This is a genomic window from Amycolatopsis pigmentata, assembly GCF_042684065.1.
GTDB lineage: Bacteria > Actinomycetota > Actinomycetes > Mycobacteriales > Pseudonocardiaceae > Amycolatopsis_E > Amycolatopsis_E pigmentata.
Genome location: NZ_JBHUKR010000011.1, coordinates 72,186 through 90,529 on the forward strand (window position 1 = coordinate 72,186; position 18,344 = coordinate 90,529).

An 18,344-nucleotide genomic window follows, 5' to 3' on the forward strand; every position below is an offset into this window, starting at 1 on the left:
AGGCAATCGACCTTATCCGTGAAGGGAACAGCAGTGACTTCGTCGCGAAATGGCTCACCCACACGCGCTCTCGTTCTTGGCGGCGGTGGCGCCGTCGGTGTCGGTTGGCAGACTGGTCTGCTCACAGGGCTGCGCGAGGCCGGTGTCGACATGGCGGGAGGTGGGGCAATCGTGGGCACATCCGCAGGTGCCCTCGTCGGCGCACTGCTGGCCAGCGGCCGTGACATCACCGAGGCACTCACCGCCCTGGCAGCGCTCAGGCAGAGCGTCGACCCCGATGGCCTGGCGGCAGGCGGTGCGGCCTTCGTAAGCGCAAGGCGTCAGGCAAGCCTCGACAGCGACCCACGTCCAGCGCTAAAGGCAATCGGCCACGCAGCGCAGGAGGCGAGCACGCTCGCCGAAGACGTCTACCTCGGCCTGTTCGGCACGCTCGACGGCGTCGCCTGGCCTGCGGGCTTCCGATGCACCGCAGTCGACACCGACACCGGCGACTTGGTCGTGTGGGACCAAGAATCCGGCGTGCCGCTACTGCACGCTGTCGCCTCCAGTTGCGTGGTCCCGATGCTGTTTCCCCCCGTCACCATCAACGGAAGCCGTTACATGGACGGCGGCATCGTCAGCCACGTGAACGCCACCGCGGCGCCGCCGACCGACGTGGTCGTGGTCCTGTCCTGCCACCCCCTCGGGACCCACGGCGCCGGAGCCGACCTCGCACTGGAGGCCAGGGTGGAAGCCGAACTGGCCCAGTTGCGCGAGAATCGCCGGCTGTTAGCGATCGAACCCGATTTCGGCGGCACCGGGCGTCCGGCGAATATGATGGACTCGGAACTCGCCGTCCAGGCTGTCGAGGTCGGCCGGCGGCAGGCGAAACGGGAAGCCGCAACGATCCAGGCCGCCTGGACCTTCTGACACTCAGGTGACTACCGAGGCGCACCGCGCCGAGGGGCAAGCTTCTTCTCCTCGTCGGTCAAAGGTTGATGGGGCAACGTAGGCTGGGGGCCGTGTTAGCCGTCGTACCGCCGCCCGTCACGGTCCGGGTGCCGTCGAAGATCAATGTGCATCTCTCGGTCGGTGATCTTCGCGACGACGGCTTCCACGAGCTGACGACGGTCTTCCAGGCCCTGTCGCTGACCGACGAGGTCACCGTGGCGGTCGCCGAAGAGCCCGGTGTGGAGGTCTACGGCGAGGGTGAGCGTTCGGTACCGACCGACGGAACCAACCTCGCCTGGCGCGCGGTGGAAGCACTGGCCGCGCATGTCGGCAAGTCCGATCCGAAGGTCCGGGTGGTGCTGCGCAAGGGGATTCCGGTCGCCGGTGGCATGGCGGGTGGCAGCGCGGACGCGGCGGGCACGCTGGTCGCGCTGACCGCGTTGTGGAAGCTGGAGATCGGCCGGGACGAACTGGCCGAGGTGGCCGCGAAACTGGGCAGCGATGTCCCGTTCGCGCTCTACGGAGGCACGGCCCTGGGTACCGGGCGCGGCGAGCAGCTCGTGCCGGTGCTGTCCCGGCACACCTTCCACTGGGTGCTCGCGCTCGACGAGGGCGGTTTGTCCACACCTCGCGTCTATCGCGAGCTGGACCGTTTGCGGGAGGCCGGGAAACCTCCGCGGGTCGGCTCGCACGCGCCGGTCGTCGAAGCACTGGCGTCCGGCGATCCGCGCCAGCTCGCTTTGTTGCTGGGCAACGACTTGCAGGCCGCGGCCGTGTCGCTGCGTCCCGGTCTGCGGCGTACCCTGCGCGCCGGGGTGAACGCGGGCGCGCTCGCGGGCACGGTGTCCGGATCCGGTCCGACCTGCGCGTTCCTCTGCACCGACGCCCAGTCCGCGCTTGAGGTCGCGGCCGAACTCGCCGGTGCCGGCGTGTGCCGGACGGTCCGGGTCGCGCACGGCCCGGCACCGGGTGCCCGGTTCGTCAGCGGCGACGATGTCCACCGTCCGACTCCACCGCAGGTGCACGCGTGAGCAATCTGATCAACCTGGAAGCGGTCGGCAAGTCCTATGGCGTACGTCCGTTGCTCGACGGCGTTTCACTCGGTGTCGCGGCGGGCGAGCGGATCGGCGTGGTCGGTCTCAACGGCGGCGGGAAGACGACGCTGCTGGAAATCCTGGCCGGCGTCAGCGAGCCCGATTCGGGCCGGGTCAGCCGCACGCGGGACCTGCGGTTGGCGGTGGTGACCCAGCGGACCGAGTTGCCCGCCGGCACGGTGCGCGACGCGGTGCTCTCGCACTACACGGCCGAGCACGAGTGGGCGGCGGACGCCCGGATCAGGTCCATTGTGGATGGACTCGGCATCACCGCGCTGGGTCTGGATTCCCCGACGGCCACGCTGTCCGGTGGCGAACGGCGCCGGGTCGCGCTGGCCGCGGCGCTGGTCGGCGATGTCGACCTGATCGTGCTCGACGAGCCCACCAACCACCTCGACGTCGAAGGCGTGCGCTGGCTCGCCGACCACCTGCTGGCCCGGCGGACCGCGGTCGTGGTGGTCACCCACGACCGGTGGTTCCTGGACACCGTCTGCGAACGGACATGGGAGGTCGCGGGCGGCCGGGTCGAGCAGTACGAGGGCGGTTACGCCGACTGGGTTTTCGCTCGTGCCGAGCGGGCCCGGCTCGCGGCGACCGCGGAAGACAAGCGGCGCAACCTGGCCCGCAAGGAACTCGCGTGGCTGCAACGCGGTGCCAAGGCGAGGACTTCCAAACCGCGCTACCGGATCGAAGCCGCCGAAGCGCTCATCGCGGACGTTCCCGAGCCTCGCGATTCCGTGGAGCTGACCGCGTTCGCGCGGCGCAGGCTCGGAAAAACCGTGCTGGAACTGGAAGACGCGACGCTGTGCGCCGGTGACCGGACCGTTCTGGACAAGGCCACCTGGCGCATCGGCCCCGGCGACCGGATCGGTCTCGTCGGCGTCAACGGCTCGGGCAAGACGACGCTGCTGCGTCTGCTCGCCGGTGAGTCGGAACCGTTGTCGGGCAAGCGAATCCAGGGCAAGACCGTGAGCCTGGGCTACCTTTCGCAGGAGCTGGACGAACTTCCCGGCCAGATGCGGGTGCTGGAGGCGGTCGAGGAGGTCGCCAGGCGGGTCGTGCTGGGCAAGCAGGAACTGTCCGCATCCCAGCTCGCCGAAAAGCTCGGGTTTCCCGCGGCACGGCAATGGACGCCGGTCGACGACCTCTCCGGCGGGGAACGACGGCGGCTGCAGCTCACGAGGTTGCTGATGGCCGAGCCCAACGTCCTTCTGCTCGACGAGCCCACCAACGATCTCGACATCGACACCCTGCAGCAACTGGAGGACCTGCTCGATTCCTGGCCGGGCACCATGGTGGTGGTTTCGCACGACCGCTATCTGGTGGAGCGGGTGTGCGACGCGGTCTACGGGCTGCTCGGCGACGGCCGGGTCACTCACCTGCCCGGCGGCATCGACGAGTATCTCGCGCGGCGCCGCGACGCCGGTGACAACGAATCGAAGCGAACAGCCCTTCCCGCAAAACCGGCACCGGCCGAAAGCTCCAGCGTGAGCGCCGCGGATCACCGCGCCGCGATGAAGGAGCTCGGCAGGCTGGAGCGCAGGCTGGATGCGCTGCACAAGCGGGAAAACGAGTTGCACGGGCTACTGGCCGCCCACGCGACCGATCCCGGGAAACTGGTCGAGCTGAACACCGAGTTGAAGGCCGTGCTCGCGGAGAAGGACGACGTCGAGGCCCGCTGGCTGGAAACGTCCGAACTCGTCGAATGACGGCAGGACGAACGCCGGGCGACGAGTGAGACGGCTGGGGTCCGCTTGTCACGGTGCCGACGGGACGCCCGGCTAAGGTATGCCCATGAGTCGGTTCGTGGACACGCTCGTCGCAACGGCGGCGGAGGGCGGTCAGCATCGCGGCATGGTCACCGGTGAGCCGAAGGAGCCGGTTCGCCGGACCTGGGCCGAGGTGCACGAACAGGCCAGAAACATGGCCGGGGGCCTGGTCTCGGGCGGCCTCGAAGCGGGCAGCGCGGTCGCGGTACTCGCTGCCGCCCCGGCGCTCATCGCGCCGACCGTGCAGGCGGTCTGGCTTGCCGGAGGCAGTGTCACGATGCTTCACCAGCCGACTCCGCGCACCGATCTGGCGGTCTGGGCCGAGGACACGGTCAAGGTGCTGCGCATGATCGGCTCCGGTCTGGTCCTGCTCGGTGAACCGTTCGACGCGCTCGCGCCGGTGCTCACCGAGCACGGCATCGAATTCCGGATGATCAGCGAACTGCTCGACGCGGAGCCGATCGAGGCGCCCGTGCCGGTCGGCGAGGACGACCTCGCACTGCTGCAGCTCACCAGTGGGTCGACCGCCGAGCCCAAGGCGGTGCGCATCACGCACGGCAATCTCTACTGCAACATCAAGGCGATGGTCGATCGGGCCGAGTTCGCATTCGACCGCGACGTCATGGTGTCCTGGCTGCCCACCTTCCACGACATGGGCATGGTCGGCTTCCTCACCGTGCCGATGACCTTCGGCGTCGAGCTGATCAAGGTCACTCCGGTCGAGTTCCTGTCCGGCCCGTTGATCTGGCCGGAACTGATCAGCAAGTACCACGGGACGGCCACCGCGGCGCCCAACTTCGCCTATGCCATCGTCGGCCGCAGGATGGCCCGCGTGGAGGACGACGACGCCTACGACCTTTCGTCCCTGAGGATCGCGTTGAACGGCGCGGAGCCCATCGACGAATCCGCGGTCGCCGCGTTCACCGAGGCCGGCGCCCGGTTCAAGATGGCGCGCGAATGCGTTTTCCCCGCCTACGGCATGGCCGAGGCGACGCTGGCGGTGTCCTTCGCGCCTCTGTTCACCGGGCTGACCCTGGACTATGTCGAAGCCCACTCGTTGGAGGCGGAGAACCGCGCCGTCCCGGTGCCCGAAGGCGATCCGCGCCGCGAGACGGACGCGGTCCGCTCGTTCGCGGTCCTCGGCTACCCGCTCGACGGGCTGGAAGCAGAGATCGTGGACGAGCACGGTGCCCGGCTCGGTGACCGGGAGGTCGGGGAGATCCGCCTGCGGGGGGAGGCCGTGACGCCGGGTTACCTGACCGTCGACGGACCGGTCGACACACGGGACGCCGAGGGCTGGCTGGCCACCGGAGATCTGGGCTACCTGGTCAGCGGGCAGCTCGTGATCTGCGGGCGCCGCAAGGACGTCATCATCATGGGCGGCCGGAACATCTACCCGACCGACATCGAGCGTGCCGCCACCTCGGTCGAGGGCGTGCGGGCGGGCAACGCGGTCGCGGTGCGGATCGACGCGGGAACCCGGCGGGAGCGGTTCGCGGTGGTGCTGGAGTCCAAGCTGGCCGGCGACCCCGAGGCCGAGCGGGTCCTGGCCAAGGAGGTCGTCGCCCAAGTGCGGGACGCGGTGGACCTGAGGCCGTTCTCGGTCGTGGTGCTGCCCGCCGGGAGCCTGCCGAAGACCCCGTCCGGCAAGGTCAAGCGTGCCGCGACGGCGACACGGTTCGCCGACCGGATCAACGCCGCCGCGTCGAAGTCCTGACCGGATCGGCGTGGTGGACTCCGCGGCCGGTGTCCGGCGCGGCGTCGGCGGGAAGTGGTTCGCGGTGGCGGCCGGCGCGCAGGCCATCCAAAGAGATTCGCAGCAGCCTGTTCCACATCTGCGGGCGGCACTCGTCGGTGACCTGGACGGCGTGGCCGAGTGAGACGAGCAGGAGCAGTAGGTCGTCGGTGGTCACGCCGGGGCGCAGCAGGCCCGCGGCACCGGCGCGGGCGCACAGTTCGTCGATGACGAGGCGGAGCTGACCGAGGCCCTCGATGTCGGGGACCGCCCAGGTCAGCGCGAAGTTTTCCATGATCGCGCGGTGACGTCCGTAGCCGGTCAGGGCCTGCTGGTAGAACTCGGTCAGCGCGGCCCAGGGGTCCTCGGCGTCGATCGCCGCCTGACGCGCGGATGCCGCCCACTTCGTGAAGTCATCGCGCAGGACCGTCTGGACGAGATCTTCCTTTTTCGGGAAGTGCCGGTAGAGGGTCCCCATACCGACTCCGCTCCGGCGGGCGATTTCCCGCACGTCCACTGTGCTGCCCTGCTCGGCCAGCACTTGGGCGGCGGCCTCGATGATCGCTTCCCGGTTGCGGATCGAGTCCGCGCGCGGCGCGCGGCGCGCGGTCGTGCGTTCCGGTTCAACCACTGCCATGCGTCCGAGCATACCTCCTTATCCGGAGCACTTGCTCCGATTCATGCTACCTTGAGGAGCAAGTGCTCCGGATAGTGAAGGGAACATCATGTCCGACCTGCCCACGACCACCACGAACGAGGCCAAGGCCCCGGGCCTCACCCGCTGGAACGAACGGATCATCGCTGAGGTCCGAGCGAACGGCGGATACGCGGCATGGAGCAGCGAAGAGGATTTCGCCGCGGGACGCCCCGTCCCGCCCCGGATCCCCGGGTTTGACGAGCGAGGCATGCCGCTGATCTTGGTGCACCACACCGGGGCCAAGACCGGACGCGAGCGGGTCAGCCCATTGTTCTACCAGCCGGTCGGCGACGGCTGGGCCGTCTTCGGAACCCACGGTGGCAGTCCACGTCATCCTGTCTGGTACGCCAATCTCATGGCGAACCCGCAGGCCACAGTCGAGGTGGGCGCTGAGCGAGTGCAGGTCGTAGCGCGGCTCGCGCAGGGCGCGGAACGTCAGCGGATCTGGGCGAAAGAGATAGCACTCGTTCCGGGGTTCGCCGATTTCGAGGCAGCCGCCGGCAGGCAGATCCCCGTCGTCGTGCTGGAGCGCGTCGATACGCCGGCTTCCATTCCGCCTTCCTCGAAGGAATGACCCCCAGGCCCTGATGAACCAATGAGCGCAGTTCGAGCGGCAGACTCTCAGGCCCCTCGGCCCCGGTCCAGGGCGTCGCGGTCGGCGTCCCGCGCCTCGATGGCCTGCGACTCTTCCCTGGCCGCGGGCAGCGGCGGCGCGTGGCCGAACCGCTCGGAGAGGTGATCCTCGACGGCGTCCAGGAACTCGTCCACTTCGCGCTCGTCGTAGCCGCGTCTCCCCAGCAAGGGCTTGCCGAACATCACGTGGTGGACCTCGGCCGGGGTGAGGTCGTCGTTGCCTTCGAGGGTCCTGGCGATGCGCTGGACGAACTGGTCGACCTCGTGCTTGGCATAGCCGCGGCGGCCGATCGGGGCGTTGGCGAACTCGAGGCGGTTGACTTCTTCGGCGGTAAAGGACATGCCCCCGTCCTAGCCGGGGCAGAAAGCGGGGAAAAGCTCATCGCAGCCGATCGACTCGAACAGGGGAACGTTGTTGCACCTGTGAGTGACAGCGGCTGTCACGGAGTGTGGAAGGCGTTCTGGGCCGCGAGGAGTCCCTGGCCGATGAGGGCCTCCACGGCGTCGGCGCACCGGTCGAGCTCGAACGCGAGCTCCTTACGCTCCACGGTGGAGAAGTCCTTGAGCACGAAATCGGCCGGGTCGGCCCGTCCCGGCGGGCGGCCGATGCCGAACCGCACGCGGTAGTAATCCTTGGTTCCCAAGGATTTCGTGATCGAACGGAGCCCGTTGTGGCCGTTGTCGCCACCGCCGAGCTTCAGTTTGACCGTGCCGAAGGGCAGGTCCAGTTCGTCGTGCACGACCACGACGGCACCGGGGTCGAGCTTGAAGAACTTGGCGGTACCCGCCACCGGCCCGCCCGAGAGATTCATGAAGGACCGCGGCTTGGCCAGCACCACGCGCCGGCCGGCGAGGCGCCCCTCGACCACCTCGGCGCCGCCCTTGTGCACCTTGAACTTCCCGCCCATCCGGGCGGCCAGTTCGTCGGCGACCATGAATCCCACGTTGTGCCGGTTGCCGGCGTAGCGTGGCCCGGGATTGCCGAGGCCGACGAGCAGCACCAGCTCGCCGGCCTCACCGGGAAGATCTGCCGTCATGCGCCGGCCGGGTGGCCTACTCGGCCTCTTCGGACTCGGCGGCCGCCTCGGCGGTCTCCTCCTCGACCTCGGCGCCGCTCGGCGCCTCGTTCACGGCGGCGACCATCGCCTCGGGGTCGGTCACCAGGGTCGCGCCGCGGGGCAGCGTCACCTGCGAGGCGAGGATCTGGGTGCCCGCCTCGACGCCCTCGACCGAAACCTCGAACTGCTCGGGGATGTGCAGTGCCTCGACCTCGACGGAGAGGGTGTCCAGGTCCTGGTGCACCAGGGTGCCGGGGCCCGCCTCACCGGTGATCACCACGGGCACGTCCACGGTGATCTTCTCGCCACGCTTCACCACGAGCAGGTCCACGTGCTCGATGTAGTTCTTGAGCGGGTGCACCGTGATGGTCTTGGTCAGGGCGAGCTCGGTGCTGCTCTCCACGTCCAGAGTGAGGACGGCGTTGCTGCCGTTCTCCCGGATGACGCGGGCGAACTCGATCGCGGGCAGGGCCAGGTGGCGGGGGTCGGTGCCGTGGCCGTAGAGCACCGCGGGGATCTTGCCGGCGCGACGGGTGCGGCGCGCGGCGCCCTTCCCGAACTCGGTGCGCGGCTCGACGGACAAACGTACCTCGGACACGGTGTTGCACTCCTTCAAAGCTGACGGCTGGCGAATCAGGCGGGCGGTGTTCGGCGGCGGCGAGTTCCGTACGTGCACAGCGCGAGGCCACTCGAGCCGCCGCGTCGATCACGTCGGGCACCGTGGTGCGTGGAGCCCGCCTCGCCGAGACAACCTGTTCAGTGTAGGCGGCCGTGAGCAGCCCTTCGGCCCGGGGTTGGCCTCCGTCGCGCCGGCGCCGGGCGGACGGGGTGCGTGGAGCGGCGGCTCTTCCCGGCGCGCCGCCCGGCGTCGTGCCGTGGCAGGTGATCCGGCCGGACCGCCTCTCGCGGCCGCCGTGATTCCCATGACTCATTCCGGTCGGCGTAAACAATTGATTTCCGGATTTCCCGGCTGACGAACGGCTTATTTTTCCTCGATGATTAATCGAATTTTCCGGGTGCTGGTTTTCGGCGCATGAGTTGTTTCCGGATCGGTTTCTCCGGGCGGCTGGGGAAACCTGATCGTTGGTGAGGCGATCGGGTGACGGTGCGGTGTCGCGTATCGGGACCGTGATGGCTACTTACCGTTGCCTTCTCGCTCGGATCGAGCGGGCCGAATAACCCGTTCGAGGATAAGGCGGGGTTTCCGGGGGTGCGGACGCCATGTCTGGGCTCGGCCCGGTTACCTCGACGGCCGTATTTTCCTCAGCTGGCCGAATGACGGCTCTTGCCATTTCGGCATTCGGGCGTCGCGAGGGTGAATCGTGGCTCCATAGGGTCGTTTTGGCTGGTGACGGTTGTCGGCCCGGGCGCGGACGCCGTAAGAACGTGAACGGCCCGTCACCCCGAATCGACGGGCCTTCGATATTCGTCATTGGCCCAGGGAGGGCAGTTGAGAACGTCCTATCAATTGTTGGCTCGCCGCGTGGGAATCGTGGCGGTCGCGCTCACCGGGATGGTTGCCCTGGTAGCGCCCGCCATGAACCCCGCTCACGCGCAGCCGACTTTTCCCACGACGACGACCATCACGGTCACGCCCGCGAACACGTTGCCGTCGGGTAACCCGGCGACCCTGACCGCAGCCGTTTCCTGCCCTCTCGGCGGGGCCGGCGAGCCGACGGGGACCGTGAACTTCTTCGACACCACCAGCGGCAGTCCCGTCTTCCTCGGAGTCGGCACGCTGACGCCCACTACCCCAGGAAACGCCGACACCACCGCGACACCGGTCGTGGCGACCTTCACCGCGCCGCCGACCACGCACACGATCACCGCGGTGTACTCCGGCAACGGGGTATGCCTTGCTTCCCAGGGGGCGGCGACCGTCACCACCACCAGCACCACGGTGGCGGTCACACCCTCCGCGACGACCGTGCAGCCGGGCGCGCCGATCACCTTCACGGCCGTGGTGACCTGCACCGGTGACGGCGACCCGACCGGTACGGTCATCTTCACCGACCTCACCACCTCCACAGTGCTGGCCACGGTCACGCCCGGAACCTCTCCCGGCGCTCCCACCCGCACCTTCACCACGCCTTCGGTGACGCTGACCGCGCCGCCGGCGGGGCCGCACGTCATCCAGGCGACCTACAGCAGCACGAACCCGGGTTGTTCCAACGCCTCGGGCGAGACGACGGTGACCGTGACCACGAGCACCACCACGGTGACCTCGCCGAGTCCGGTGACCCAGGGCGTCGCGACCAGTGTGACCGCGACGGTGACCTGCACCGCGGTCGGAGGCAGTCCCGTCGGCGGCTCGGTGGTGTTCTTCGACGGCGTGACGGTGCTGGGAACAGTGCCGGTCACCACGGCCTCGCCGGCGACGGTGACGCTCCCGATCCCGGCGGGCTTCGCGACGACGGGATCGCACACCATCACCGCCGTGTTCACCGGCACGGCGACCTGCTCGCCGTCGTCGGGCACCACCACCGTGCTGGTCAACCCGTCCGTCAGCACCGGCACCTCGACCACGACGGTCACCGCCACCCCGGCGAACCCGTTGTTCGGTCAGCCGGTGACGCTCACCGCGACGGTGACCTGCACCGCGGGCAGCCCGACCGGGGGAACGGTGACCTTCACCGACCTCTCCACCGGCAATGTGCTGGGGTCGCAGACCGTCAACGGTGGTGGCACCGCCGCGATCACCACGAACGGTCTGCTGCCGGGACCGCACAACATCCGGGCGTCGTTCGGCGGCACCCTGACCTGTGGAGCGTCCATGGGCACGGTGCCGGTGACGGTGTCGACCTCGCAGACGATCAGCGGCAACGTGTTCCATGATGTCGTCATCACGACGCCGACCACGATCGCGCCGGGAACACACGTCTTCGGCAATGTGTTCATCAGCGGATCGGGCTCGCTCGTCGCGGAGGGTGTGGCCATCACGGGCAAGCTCACCGCCACCGGTGGCACCGGACTGCGGCTGTGCGGCAGCGCGATTGGCGGTAGCACCGCCATCTCGGGCATGAACGGCGTGATCGTGATCGGTGACGCCGGTGACGACGGGCTGCCCGCCTGTGCCGGCAACAACCTGGTCGGTTCGGTGAACATCTCCAACAACACCGGTTTCCTGGAGTTCTCCGCCAACAACGTGGGTGGCTCGGCCACGGTGAACAACAACACCACGACGATCCTCGTTCCGCCGGAGAACGCCACCGCCACGGAACTGGAGACCAACCACATCGGTGGAAGCCTCTCCTGCCTCGGGAACGGCCCGCTGCCGCCGACCAACGACGGCATGCTGAACTCGGTCTTCGGTGGCAAGAGCGGTCAGTGCGCCACGCTGTGATCAGCGGATAGCGCAGAGCCGGGGTGGGAGCATGCCCCCACGCCTCCCACCCCGACTCCCCGCTTGAAACGAAGGAAGGTGGCTTTACTACGGATGATCCGTAGTAAAGCCACCTTCCTCCACAAAAAGGGCGAAGCAAGCGCCGGTTCGGCGCTGAAGAGGCGCAGGGATCAGGCGTGGCCGTCGAAGAGGCTGGTGACGGAGCCGTCCTCGAAGACCTGCTGGATGGCCTCGGCGAGCAGGGGCGCGATCGACAGCACGGTCAGCCGCGCGAACCGTTTCTCCGCCGGGATGGGCAGGGAGTTGGTCACGATCACCTCGCGGGCCTTGCAGCCGGAAAGCCGCTCGGTCGCCGGATCGGACAGGATGCCGTGGGTGGTGGCGATGACCACGTCCGCGGCGCCCTCCTCGAGCAGCGCGTCGGTGGCCTTGACGATCGTGCCACCGGTGTCGATCATGTCGTCGATCAGCACGCAGAGCTTGCCCTGCACGTTGCCGACCACCCGGTTCGCGACCGCCTGGTTGGGCTTGTCCGGGTCACGGGTCTTGTGGATGAACGCGATCGGCCGGTCGCCGAGCTGCTGCGCCCACTTCTCCGCCAGCCGGACCCGGCCCGAGTCGGGGGAGACCACCGCGATGTCGGCGTCGCCGTAGGTCTTCCTGATGTGGTCGGCGAGCAGGCTCTGGGCGAACAGGTGGTCCACCGGGCCGTCGAAGAAGCCCTGGATCTGGGCGGTGTGCAGGTCGACCGTCATGATCCGGTCCGCGCCGGCGGTCTTGAACAGGTCGGCGATGAGCCGGGCGGAGATCGGCTCGCGGCCCTTGTGCTTCTTGTCCTGGCGCGCGTAGGGGTAGAAGGGCATCACCACGGTGATCCGCTTGGCGCTCGCCCGCTTGAGCGCGTCCACCATGATCAACTGCTCCATCACCCACTCGTTGATGGGCGTGGTGTGGCTCTGGATCACGAACGCGTCCGTGCCCCGGACCGACTCTTCGAAACGCACGAACAGCTCGCCGTTGGCGAAGGTGTGCGCGGTCTGGGGGGTGATCGTCACGTTGAGGTGCTGCGCGACCTCATCGGCCAGTTCCGGGTATGCGCGCCCGGAGAAGAGCATCAGGTTCTTCTTCGGCGTGCCGGACTTAGGACTCATCTGACGACTCCCGCTCGGTGTTCGACTTCTCCTGTGCGGCGCGCGCTGCCTCCGCCGCTGGCGTGCCCGGCCGCTTCCGGGCCACCCATCCTTCGAGGTTGCGCTGGCGCCCTTCCTGTACCGCGAGCGCGCCGGGCGGCACATCCTGCCGGACCACCGTACCCGCGCCGCTGTAGGCGCCGTCCCCGACCGAGACCGGCGCCACGAACATGTTGTCGGCGCCTGTCCGGACGTGCGAGCCGATCGTGGTGTGGCGCTTCGTGACCCCGTCGTAGTTCACGAAGACGCTCGACGCGCCGATATTGCTGTGCTCCCCTATGGTCGCATCGCCGACGTAGGTCAGGTGCGGGACCTTGGTCCCGGCGCCGATGTCGGCGTTCTTCGTCTCCACGAAGGTGCCGATCTTGCCGCGCTCACCGAGCCGCGAATTCGGTCGCAGATAAGCGAACGGGCCGACCGTGGCGCCCTCGCCGATCACCGACTCGACCGCGTGGGTGCGGATCACCTGTGCGCCGGCTCCGACCTGGACGTCGGTCAGCGTGCAGTCGGGACCGACCACCGCGCCTTCGTCGACCGAGGTCGTTCCCTTGAGCTGGACGCCCGGCTCCAGCACCACGTCCCGTGCCAGCGTCACACCGGCGTCGATCCAGGTCGTCGCCGGATCGGTCACGGTGACGCCGGAGAGCTGCCACCGGCGCACGATCCGCCGGTTCAGTTCGGCGCCCAGCACGGAAAGCTGGACGCGGTCGTTGATTCCCTCGGTCAGCCACGGATCGTCGACCACCAGCGCACCCACCGCGAGACCCGCGGCACAAGCGCCGGTCAGCACGTCGGTCAGGTAAAGCTCACCCTGCGCGTTGTCGGTGGACAGTTTCGTCAGGCCCTCGGCCAGAACCGCGGCGTCGAAGGCGTACACCCCGGAGTTGATCTCGGCGATCTCCAGTTGTTCGGGCGTCGCGTCCTTCTGCTCGACGATCCCGGTCACCGCCCCGCCCGTGTCACGCAGGATGCGGCCGTATCCGGACGGTTCGGCGAGCACCGCGGTCAGCACGGTCACCGCGTGACCACCGCCCCGGTGTTCGGCGAGCAGCGCGGACAGAGTCGCGGTGTCCAGCAGTGGGACGTCGCCGTAGCTGACCACGACGGTGCCGTTCAGGTTGCCGGGCAACGATTCCAGTGCGCAGGACATCGCATGTCCGGTCCCTTGCTGGGTTTCCTGCACCGCGGTGCCGATCGGGCGCCCGATTTCCCCGGAGAGGCGGGCCAAGTGGCCCGTCACCGCATCGCGGCCGTGCCCGACGACCACCACGAGGTGGTCGGGATCGAGCCCGGCGGCCGCCCGCACCGCGTGTTCGACCAGCGGTCTGCCGGCGATCGGATGCAGGACTTTCGGTGTCGCGGAACGCATTCTGGTGCCCTCGCCCGCGGCGAGAACCACTGTGCTCAGCAGGCCGGTCACGGTGTTCCCTGCCATCCGCGCGCCGGCGACGGCGCGCTCGGTCGTCACGATGAGTGCCGCCCCTCATTCTGCCAACAGCCGGTCACTAGTTTCCTCCGCGAGTTTGCGCGCCCCCGCGATCGTGTCGACAGGGCACTGCTTCCCAACGCACGTAACGCGAGGCGATCGGGTGCCCTGCCGCCCCGATAGCGGACAAAAAAGGCGCGCTCTCTGGTCGCCTGGACAGCGGCAGGTTTGACACTAGGGCTGTCACGGCGCCCGATCCTACGGGTGCGCCTCGACGTCCGGCGCCGGGTCGTCGTCGAGATACGGGACGAGGTTTTCGGGCGGCGTGGAACTGGCGGTGGCCACCTGGTTACCACCACGGCGTTTCGCCTGGTACATCGCGGCATCCGCGCGCGAGAGCACCTGATCGGCACGCTCCTGGGGACGCAGCGAGACAAGACCGACCGACAGGGTCACGCCGTGCGAGAGGTGCAGCGGCAACGATCCGACCGCGGACACCGCGCGACCGAGCGCCTGTTTGGCCGCGGAAACCGGCGCGCCCGGCAGGAGGGCCACGAACTCGTCACCGCCGTAGCGGGCCACGATGTCGTCGCCGCGCAAGGCGTCCCGCAGGGTGCTGGCGACCACGCGCAGCACGTCGTCACCTTCGGCGTGCGAATGCTCGTCGTTGACGCCCTTGAAACGGTCGAGGTCGATCAGGGCCACGGCCAGCGGGTGCGCCGTGGTCGTCGCGGAAAGTGTGCGCAGATGCTCGTCCAGCGCGCGCCGGTTGGGTAACCCGGTCAGCGGGTCCTGCAACGCCTGCTGGCTGATCGCGCCGTGCTGGGCCGACAGGCGCTCGTGTTCGCGGCGGGTGTCGAGCGTGGCGAGTTGTGACTCCCGCATCGACCACAGCTCGGTCTCCAGCGAGGTCGCGTACTCCACCAGCGACCGCACCGATTCGTCCGTGACGTCGTGATCGAGGCGAGCCAGTTCGCGAGCGAGGTTGAGCCGCATGGTCGGCACCGCTGTCTCTTCACCGAGGTCGAGGCGCGTGGCGTGGAGGGCCTTGAGCGCGTCTTCGCGTTGCCCGGCCTGGTCGAGGCAGCGGGCCAGCGCGATGGCCAGGGTGATCTGCTCGTGCGGGAAGCGGGGTTCCAGGATCAGCCGCTGGAGCCGGTCGACGTGCGAGGCGTCGGGTGCGGCGAGGGCGAGCGCGGCGGCGAGCACACCGACCTGGTCGACGGCGGGTACGCCCGCCTTGCGCGGGAACAACGACTCGGCGAACGGCGCCTCCACGGCGACCGCCATCGAGGCCGCGGTCCGGAACTTGGCGGCCGCCTCGGCCTGCTGCCCGACCCGCTCCAGCCGCAGGCCCCAGCCGAGCAGCATCTTGACCCGGTTCATCAGCTGCATCGCGATGTCGTGCGGGCCCGCGGTCTCCCGGTTCGCCTGGTGCGCCCTGGCGATGACCTCCTCGGCCGCTTCGTACACGCCGAGCTGGTTGAGCCCGACCCAGCAGTCGATGAACGCGCTGGACTGCATCCTGGCCCACTCCCGGCGGCCCATCTGCACGTCCGGGCCCGTGGTGTCGTCCAGGATCGCCAGCGCCCTGGCGATCTCGGTGAGCGCCGCGTCCTCCTGCGCGGTGAGCACGAGCAGCCGGCCGCGCAGTGCGTGCGCGTCGGCGCGATACAGCGCCAGGCCGTGCCGCCGCGAATGCGCGAGCATCTCGTCGAGCAGCGATTCGGCTTCGGTGATGAGGGTGCTCACGACAAGCCTGGCCACCACCGCGGCGCGCAGCTGGTGCGCGACCAGTACCGGCTCTCCCCGGCGCTGTGTCTCTTCGAGGATGTCGTCCAGGATGAGGACGATCTTGTGCTGTTCGGTGGGATCCGTGTGATGGACGGCCGCGATCAGCTCGCGTCCGCGCCCGATGAGCCAGGCGTCGGACATGTCCGCCAGCGCGGGATGGTTGGTCTGTTCGCTTTCGTCTGGCAGCGGAGTCGCACCCCCTCGCTGGTCGGAAAGGCCCAACAGCTCCGCCGCCAGGATTCGAACCTGAACTGTCAGAACCAAAATCTGAAGTGCTGCCAATTACACTACGGCGGATCGAGCCTGGTCAGGATACCGATCTCGCGAGCGGGGGTTCCGGCTGGGGTTTCAACCCTCCCCACCGTGGCAAACCTGCTGTACCGTAACTTACGCAAGCGTAGGTTAGGCGGCCCTTGCCGGCCTACGGTTCCCGAGCACAGGAAGAAGTGTTGTGCATGACGGCTACCCTTGAACCACCCGCCACACGAGGTCCGAAACCGGTCATCGGCGGGCAGCGGTCCATGTCGGTCCACATCTCGGTCTATCTCGGCGTGGTGCTGCCGCTCGTGGCGCTCGTCGCCGCCGTGCCGTTCGCCTGGGGCTGGGGGCTCACCTGGACCGATGTCGCGCTGTTCGTGGCCTTCTACGGTGTCAGTGGACTCGGCATCACGGTCGCGTACCACCGGCACTTCACACACGGGTCGTTCAAGGCGAAACCGTGGCTGCGGGTTCTGCTCGCGATCGCCGGCAGCCTGGCCGTGCAGGGCCCGGTGATCACCTGGGTCGCCGACCACCGCAGGCACCACGCCTTCTCCGACCGTGACGGAGATCCGCACTCGCCGTGGGCGTTCGGCACCTCCCCGATGGCGATCGCCAAGGGTTTCTGGCACGCGCACATGGGCTGGCTGTTCGAGCGTGACACCAGCAACGCCGAGCGGTTCGCCCCGGATCTCCTCAAATCGCGGGCGATCACCAAGGTCGACGAACTGTTCTGGCTGTGGACCCTGCTGTCCCTGACGCTGCCCGCGCTGCTGGGCGGCCTGATCAGCTGGTCGTTGTGGGGCGCGGTCACGGCCTTCTTCTGGGCCGGGCTGGTCCGGGTGTGCGTACTCCACCACGTGACCTGGTCGGTCAACTCGATCTGCCACATGATCGGCGAGCGCCCATTCGCCGCGCGGGACCGTTCGGCGAATTTCTGGCCGCTGGCGATCCTGTCCTTCGGCGAATCGTGGCACAACCTGCACCACGCGGACCCGACCTCGGCCCGGCACGGAGTCAAGCGCGGTCAGATCGACATTTCCGCGCGGGTCATCTGGCTGTTCGAGAAACTCGGCTGGGTGCACGACGTGCGCTGGCCCACGCCGACCAGGCTGGCACGCCTTTCGGCCGGGGAAGCCGCGTAGGAATCACCACAACTTCCACCCTTCGTGTCGCGTCACAGTAGTCTCCATAAGTGGCTGCGAGGAGGCGTGCGAAAAATGAAGCGGTTACCGGGGCTGGAGCGACAGCCCCGGTGAGCCGCGTACGGATGACCGGGGCCGAGCGCCGTCAGCAGTTGCTGAACGTGGCGCGGGCGCTGTTCGCGGAAAAGGGATTCGACGGCACCTCGGTCGAGGAGATCGCCCACCGCGCGAGCGTCTCCAAACCCGTGGTTTACGAGCATTTCGGTGGCAAGGAAGGCATCTACGCGGTCGTCGTCGACCGGGAAATGCGGGTGTTGCTGGACCGTATGGTGTCCACTTTGCACGGTGGGCACCCCCGGGCCATGCTCGAGTCGGCGGCGAGCGCTTTGCTGGGCTATGTCGAAGAATCGCACGAGGGTTTCCGGATTCTCGTCCGGGACTCGCCGGTGGCCAGTTCGACCGGCACGTTTTCCACGCTGCTCAACGACATCGCCGGTCAGGTCGAGCACATCCTCGGCCAGCAGTTCGCGGAACGGGGCTATGACGAGAAGCTCGCCGCGTTGTACTCACAGGCGCTGGTCGGCATGGTGGCACTGACCGGGCAGTGGTGGCTCGACGCGCGCAAACCCAAACGCGACGAGGTCGCGGCCCATCTGGTCAACCTGGCCTGGAACGGCCTGTCCCACCTGGAAGACCGGCCCCGGTTGCGACTCAACTGAGAGACCGTTCCTGGTGGTGCCGGTACCGCCGACGAGTCCGGTTCGCACTCGGACGAGTGAGGCGCTGACTCTCCGACGGCAGTAATGCAACAAACGTGCACCAATCGTGCACTGTCCTCGAACGCCATTGTGACCATACTCTCCGTGATGTGCTTGATACGGAAGGTGGGTGCGCGACGATGAACGAGATGACCTCGGCGTTGATCACCGCTCTCAAGGCGGTGAACCTGCAGGTCCCTTGCATCATCGACACGCTGCTGGCGGGGACCTTGCCGGCACGCAAACAACGCGAGTTCGGTGGCCTGCTGATCGCCTTGGGCGAGTTGCTCAAGGAGTACGCCGACGCCGGGGAACGGCCGGCCCAGGTCGGCGGGACGAGCCCGCTCGCGTAGCGAGAACTCCCGCTGCCCGGCGGGTGCCGGGATGCCTGCCGGAACGAGCCGCGATACACCGCGGTCGAGACGGTGATAAACCGCGGCCTCTGGGAGCCGCGGAATTTTCGTTGCTCCTTCGACGTAGTCTGTAAGCGAGTGCCCTGGCCCGCCTCGTTCCC

The 18,344-nt window shown here is 68.4% G+C and carries 16 protein-coding genes and 1 tRNA gene; 9 read left to right on the forward strand and 8 right to left on the reverse strand.

Features of this window, described 5'->3' with window-relative positions:
* Nucleotides 1-33 precede the first annotated feature (33 nt).
* The 4 genes from ACFSXZ_RS22435 (at nucleotide 34) to ACFSXZ_RS22450 (ending at nucleotide 5,510) form a co-directional block, all read left to right on the forward strand.
* Entirely contained in the window at nucleotides 34-909 is an 876-nt protein-coding gene (locus ACFSXZ_RS22435) for a patatin-like phospholipase family protein (protein ID WP_378267111.1), read from the forward strand.
* A 68-nt stretch (nucleotides 910-977) separates the two neighbouring features.
* Nucleotides 978-1,961, forward strand: coding sequence for a 4-(cytidine 5'-diphospho)-2-C-methyl-D-erythritol kinase (locus tag ACFSXZ_RS22440; protein ID WP_378267112.1), 984 nt, complete (start codon nucleotides 978-980; stop codon nucleotides 1,959-1,961).
* Nucleotides 1,958-3,733 carry an ATP-binding cassette domain-containing protein gene (locus tag ACFSXZ_RS22445; RefSeq protein WP_378267113.1) on the forward strand — a complete coding sequence of 592 codons (1,776 nt, stop codon included), beginning with the start codon at nucleotides 1,958-1,960 and terminating at the stop codon, nucleotides 3,731-3,733. The genes ACFSXZ_RS22440 and ACFSXZ_RS22445 overlap by 4 nt, the downstream gene beginning before the upstream one ends.
* Before the next feature lie 85 nt (nucleotides 3,734-3,818).
* Nucleotides 3,819-5,510, forward strand: coding sequence for a fatty acyl-AMP ligase (locus tag ACFSXZ_RS22450; RefSeq protein ID WP_378267114.1), 1,692 nt, complete (start codon nucleotides 3,819-3,821; stop codon nucleotides 5,508-5,510).
* On the opposite strand, the gene ACFSXZ_RS22455 is transcribed toward ACFSXZ_RS22450, so the two are convergent.
* Nucleotides 5,485-6,165, reverse strand: coding sequence for a TetR/AcrR family transcriptional regulator (locus ACFSXZ_RS22455; RefSeq protein ID WP_378267115.1), 681 nt, complete (start codon nucleotides 6,163-6,165; stop codon nucleotides 5,485-5,487). The genes ACFSXZ_RS22450 and ACFSXZ_RS22455 overlap by 26 nt on opposite strands.
* A gap of 88 nt (nucleotides 6,166-6,253) precedes the next feature.
* On the opposite strand from ACFSXZ_RS22455, the gene ACFSXZ_RS22460 reads away from it, so the two are divergent.
* On the forward strand, nucleotides 6,254-6,799 hold the full coding sequence (locus tag ACFSXZ_RS22460; RefSeq protein ID WP_378267116.1) for a nitroreductase/quinone reductase family protein: 546 nt from the start codon (nucleotides 6,254-6,256) through the stop codon (nucleotides 6,797-6,799).
* 47 nt (nucleotides 6,800-6,846) lie between these two features.
* On the opposite strand, the gene ACFSXZ_RS22465 is transcribed toward ACFSXZ_RS22460, so the two are convergent.
* From ACFSXZ_RS22465 to ACFSXZ_RS22475, 3 genes are all read right to left on the reverse strand, one after another.
* The gene (locus tag ACFSXZ_RS22465; protein WP_378267117.1) at nucleotides 6,847-7,200 is read right to left on the reverse strand and encodes a DivIVA domain-containing protein; all 354 of its coding nucleotides are present in this window, start codon (nucleotides 7,198-7,200) and stop codon (nucleotides 6,847-6,849) included.
* Between the two features lie 98 nt (nucleotides 7,201-7,298).
* On the reverse strand, nucleotides 7,299-7,895 hold the full coding sequence (pth, locus tag ACFSXZ_RS22470; RefSeq protein ID WP_378267118.1) for an aminoacyl-tRNA hydrolase: 597 nt from the start codon (nucleotides 7,893-7,895) through the stop codon (nucleotides 7,299-7,301).
* 16 nt (nucleotides 7,896-7,911) lie between these two features.
* Nucleotides 7,912-8,514, reverse strand: coding sequence for a 50S ribosomal protein L25/general stress protein Ctc (locus ACFSXZ_RS22475; RefSeq protein WP_378267119.1), 603 nt, complete (start codon nucleotides 8,512-8,514; stop codon nucleotides 7,912-7,914).
* Nucleotides 8,515-9,399: 885 nt separating this feature from the next.
* Between ACFSXZ_RS22475 and ACFSXZ_RS22480 the strand changes: the two genes are divergently transcribed.
* Complete coding sequence (locus ACFSXZ_RS22480; RefSeq protein WP_378267121.1) at nucleotides 9,400-11,259, forward strand: Ig-like domain repeat protein; 1,860 nt, start codon at nucleotides 9,400-9,402, stop codon at nucleotides 11,257-11,259.
* A gap of 170 nt (nucleotides 11,260-11,429) precedes the next feature.
* On the opposite strand, the gene ACFSXZ_RS22485 is transcribed toward ACFSXZ_RS22480, so the two are convergent.
* The 4 genes from ACFSXZ_RS22485 to ACFSXZ_RS22500 all read right to left on the reverse strand — a co-directional run bounded on the left by ACFSXZ_RS22485 (nucleotide 11,430) and on the right by ACFSXZ_RS22500 (nucleotide 15,966).
* Nucleotides 11,430-12,410 (reverse strand): ribose-phosphate diphosphokinase, encoded by a 981-nt coding sequence (locus ACFSXZ_RS22485; protein ID WP_378267122.1) that lies wholly within the window; start codon nucleotides 12,408-12,410, stop codon nucleotides 11,430-11,432.
* Complete coding sequence (glmU, locus tag ACFSXZ_RS22490) at nucleotides 12,400-13,869, reverse strand: bifunctional UDP-N-acetylglucosamine diphosphorylase/glucosamine-1-phosphate N-acetyltransferase GlmU (RefSeq protein ID WP_378267569.1); 1,470 nt, start codon at nucleotides 13,867-13,869, stop codon at nucleotides 12,400-12,402. Before glmU ends, ACFSXZ_RS22485 begins: the two co-directional genes overlap by 11 nt.
* Nucleotides 13,870-14,133: 264 nt before the next feature.
* Nucleotides 14,134-15,810, reverse strand: coding sequence for a GGDEF domain-containing protein (locus ACFSXZ_RS22495; RefSeq protein WP_378267570.1), 1,677 nt, complete (start codon nucleotides 15,808-15,810; stop codon nucleotides 14,134-14,136).
* 84 nt (nucleotides 15,811-15,894) lie between these two features.
* A tRNA-Gln gene (locus ACFSXZ_RS22500) sits at nucleotides 15,895-15,966 on the reverse strand.
* A gap of 158 nt (nucleotides 15,967-16,124) precedes the next feature.
* Here ACFSXZ_RS22500 and ACFSXZ_RS22505 point away from each other — a divergent pair.
* The 3 genes from ACFSXZ_RS22505 to ACFSXZ_RS22515 all read left to right on the forward strand — a co-directional run bounded on the left by ACFSXZ_RS22505 (nucleotide 16,125) and on the right by ACFSXZ_RS22515 (nucleotide 18,183).
* Nucleotides 16,125-17,072: an acyl-CoA desaturase gene (locus ACFSXZ_RS22505; RefSeq protein WP_378267123.1), complete on the forward strand. Its 948-nt coding sequence runs from the start codon at nucleotides 16,125-16,127 to the stop codon at nucleotides 17,070-17,072.
* A gap of 125 nt (nucleotides 17,073-17,197) precedes the next feature.
* A complete protein-coding gene (locus ACFSXZ_RS22510) occupies nucleotides 17,198-17,791 on the forward strand; it encodes a TetR family transcriptional regulator (protein WP_378267571.1) in 594 nt (197 codons plus the stop codon).
* 179 nt (nucleotides 17,792-17,970) lie between these two features.
* Complete coding sequence (locus tag ACFSXZ_RS22515; protein ID WP_378267124.1) at nucleotides 17,971-18,183, forward strand: hypothetical protein; 213 nt, start codon at nucleotides 17,971-17,973, stop codon at nucleotides 18,181-18,183.
* Nucleotides 18,184-18,344: the final 161 nt, after the last annotated feature.

What these genes read in the sequence shown, in the direction of transcription:
- ACFSXZ_RS22450 (WP_378267114.1), top strand. Translation starts at nt 3,819, where the DNA reads ATGAGTCGGTTCGTGGACACGCTCGTCGCAACGGCGGCGGAGGGCGGT.
- ACFSXZ_RS22455 (WP_378267115.1), bottom strand. Translation starts at nt 6,165, where the DNA reads ATGGCAGTGGTTGAACCGGAACGCACGACCGCGCGCCGCGCGCCGCGC.
- ACFSXZ_RS22495 (WP_378267570.1), bottom strand. Translation starts at nt 15,810, where the DNA reads ATGTCCGACGCCTGGCTCATCGGGCGCGGACGCGAGCTGATCGCGGCC.
- ACFSXZ_RS22485 (WP_378267122.1), bottom strand. Translation starts at nt 12,410, where the DNA reads ATGAGTCCTAAGTCCGGCACGCCGAAGAAGAACCTGATGCTCTTCTCC.
- ACFSXZ_RS22515 (WP_378267124.1), top strand. Translation starts at nt 17,971, where the DNA reads ATGAACGAGATGACCTCGGCGTTGATCACCGCTCTCAAGGCGGTGAAC.
- ACFSXZ_RS22505 (WP_378267123.1), top strand. Translation starts at nt 16,125, where the DNA reads ATGACGGCTACCCTTGAACCACCCGCCACACGAGGTCCGAAACCGGTC.
- ACFSXZ_RS22440 (WP_378267112.1), top strand. Translation starts at nt 978, where the DNA reads ATGGGGCAACGTAGGCTGGGGGCCGTGTTAGCCGTCGTACCGCCGCCC.
- pth (WP_378267118.1), bottom strand. Translation starts at nt 7,895, where the DNA reads ATGACGGCAGATCTTCCCGGTGAGGCCGGCGAGCTGGTGCTGCTCGTC.
- ACFSXZ_RS22465 (WP_378267117.1), bottom strand. Translation starts at nt 7,200, where the DNA reads ATGTCCTTTACCGCCGAAGAAGTCAACCGCCTCGAGTTCGCCAACGCC.
- ACFSXZ_RS22510 (WP_378267571.1), top strand. Translation starts at nt 17,198, where the DNA reads ATGACCGGGGCCGAGCGCCGTCAGCAGTTGCTGAACGTGGCGCGGGCG.
- ACFSXZ_RS22460 (WP_378267116.1), top strand. Translation starts at nt 6,254, where the DNA reads ATGTCCGACCTGCCCACGACCACCACGAACGAGGCCAAGGCCCCGGGC.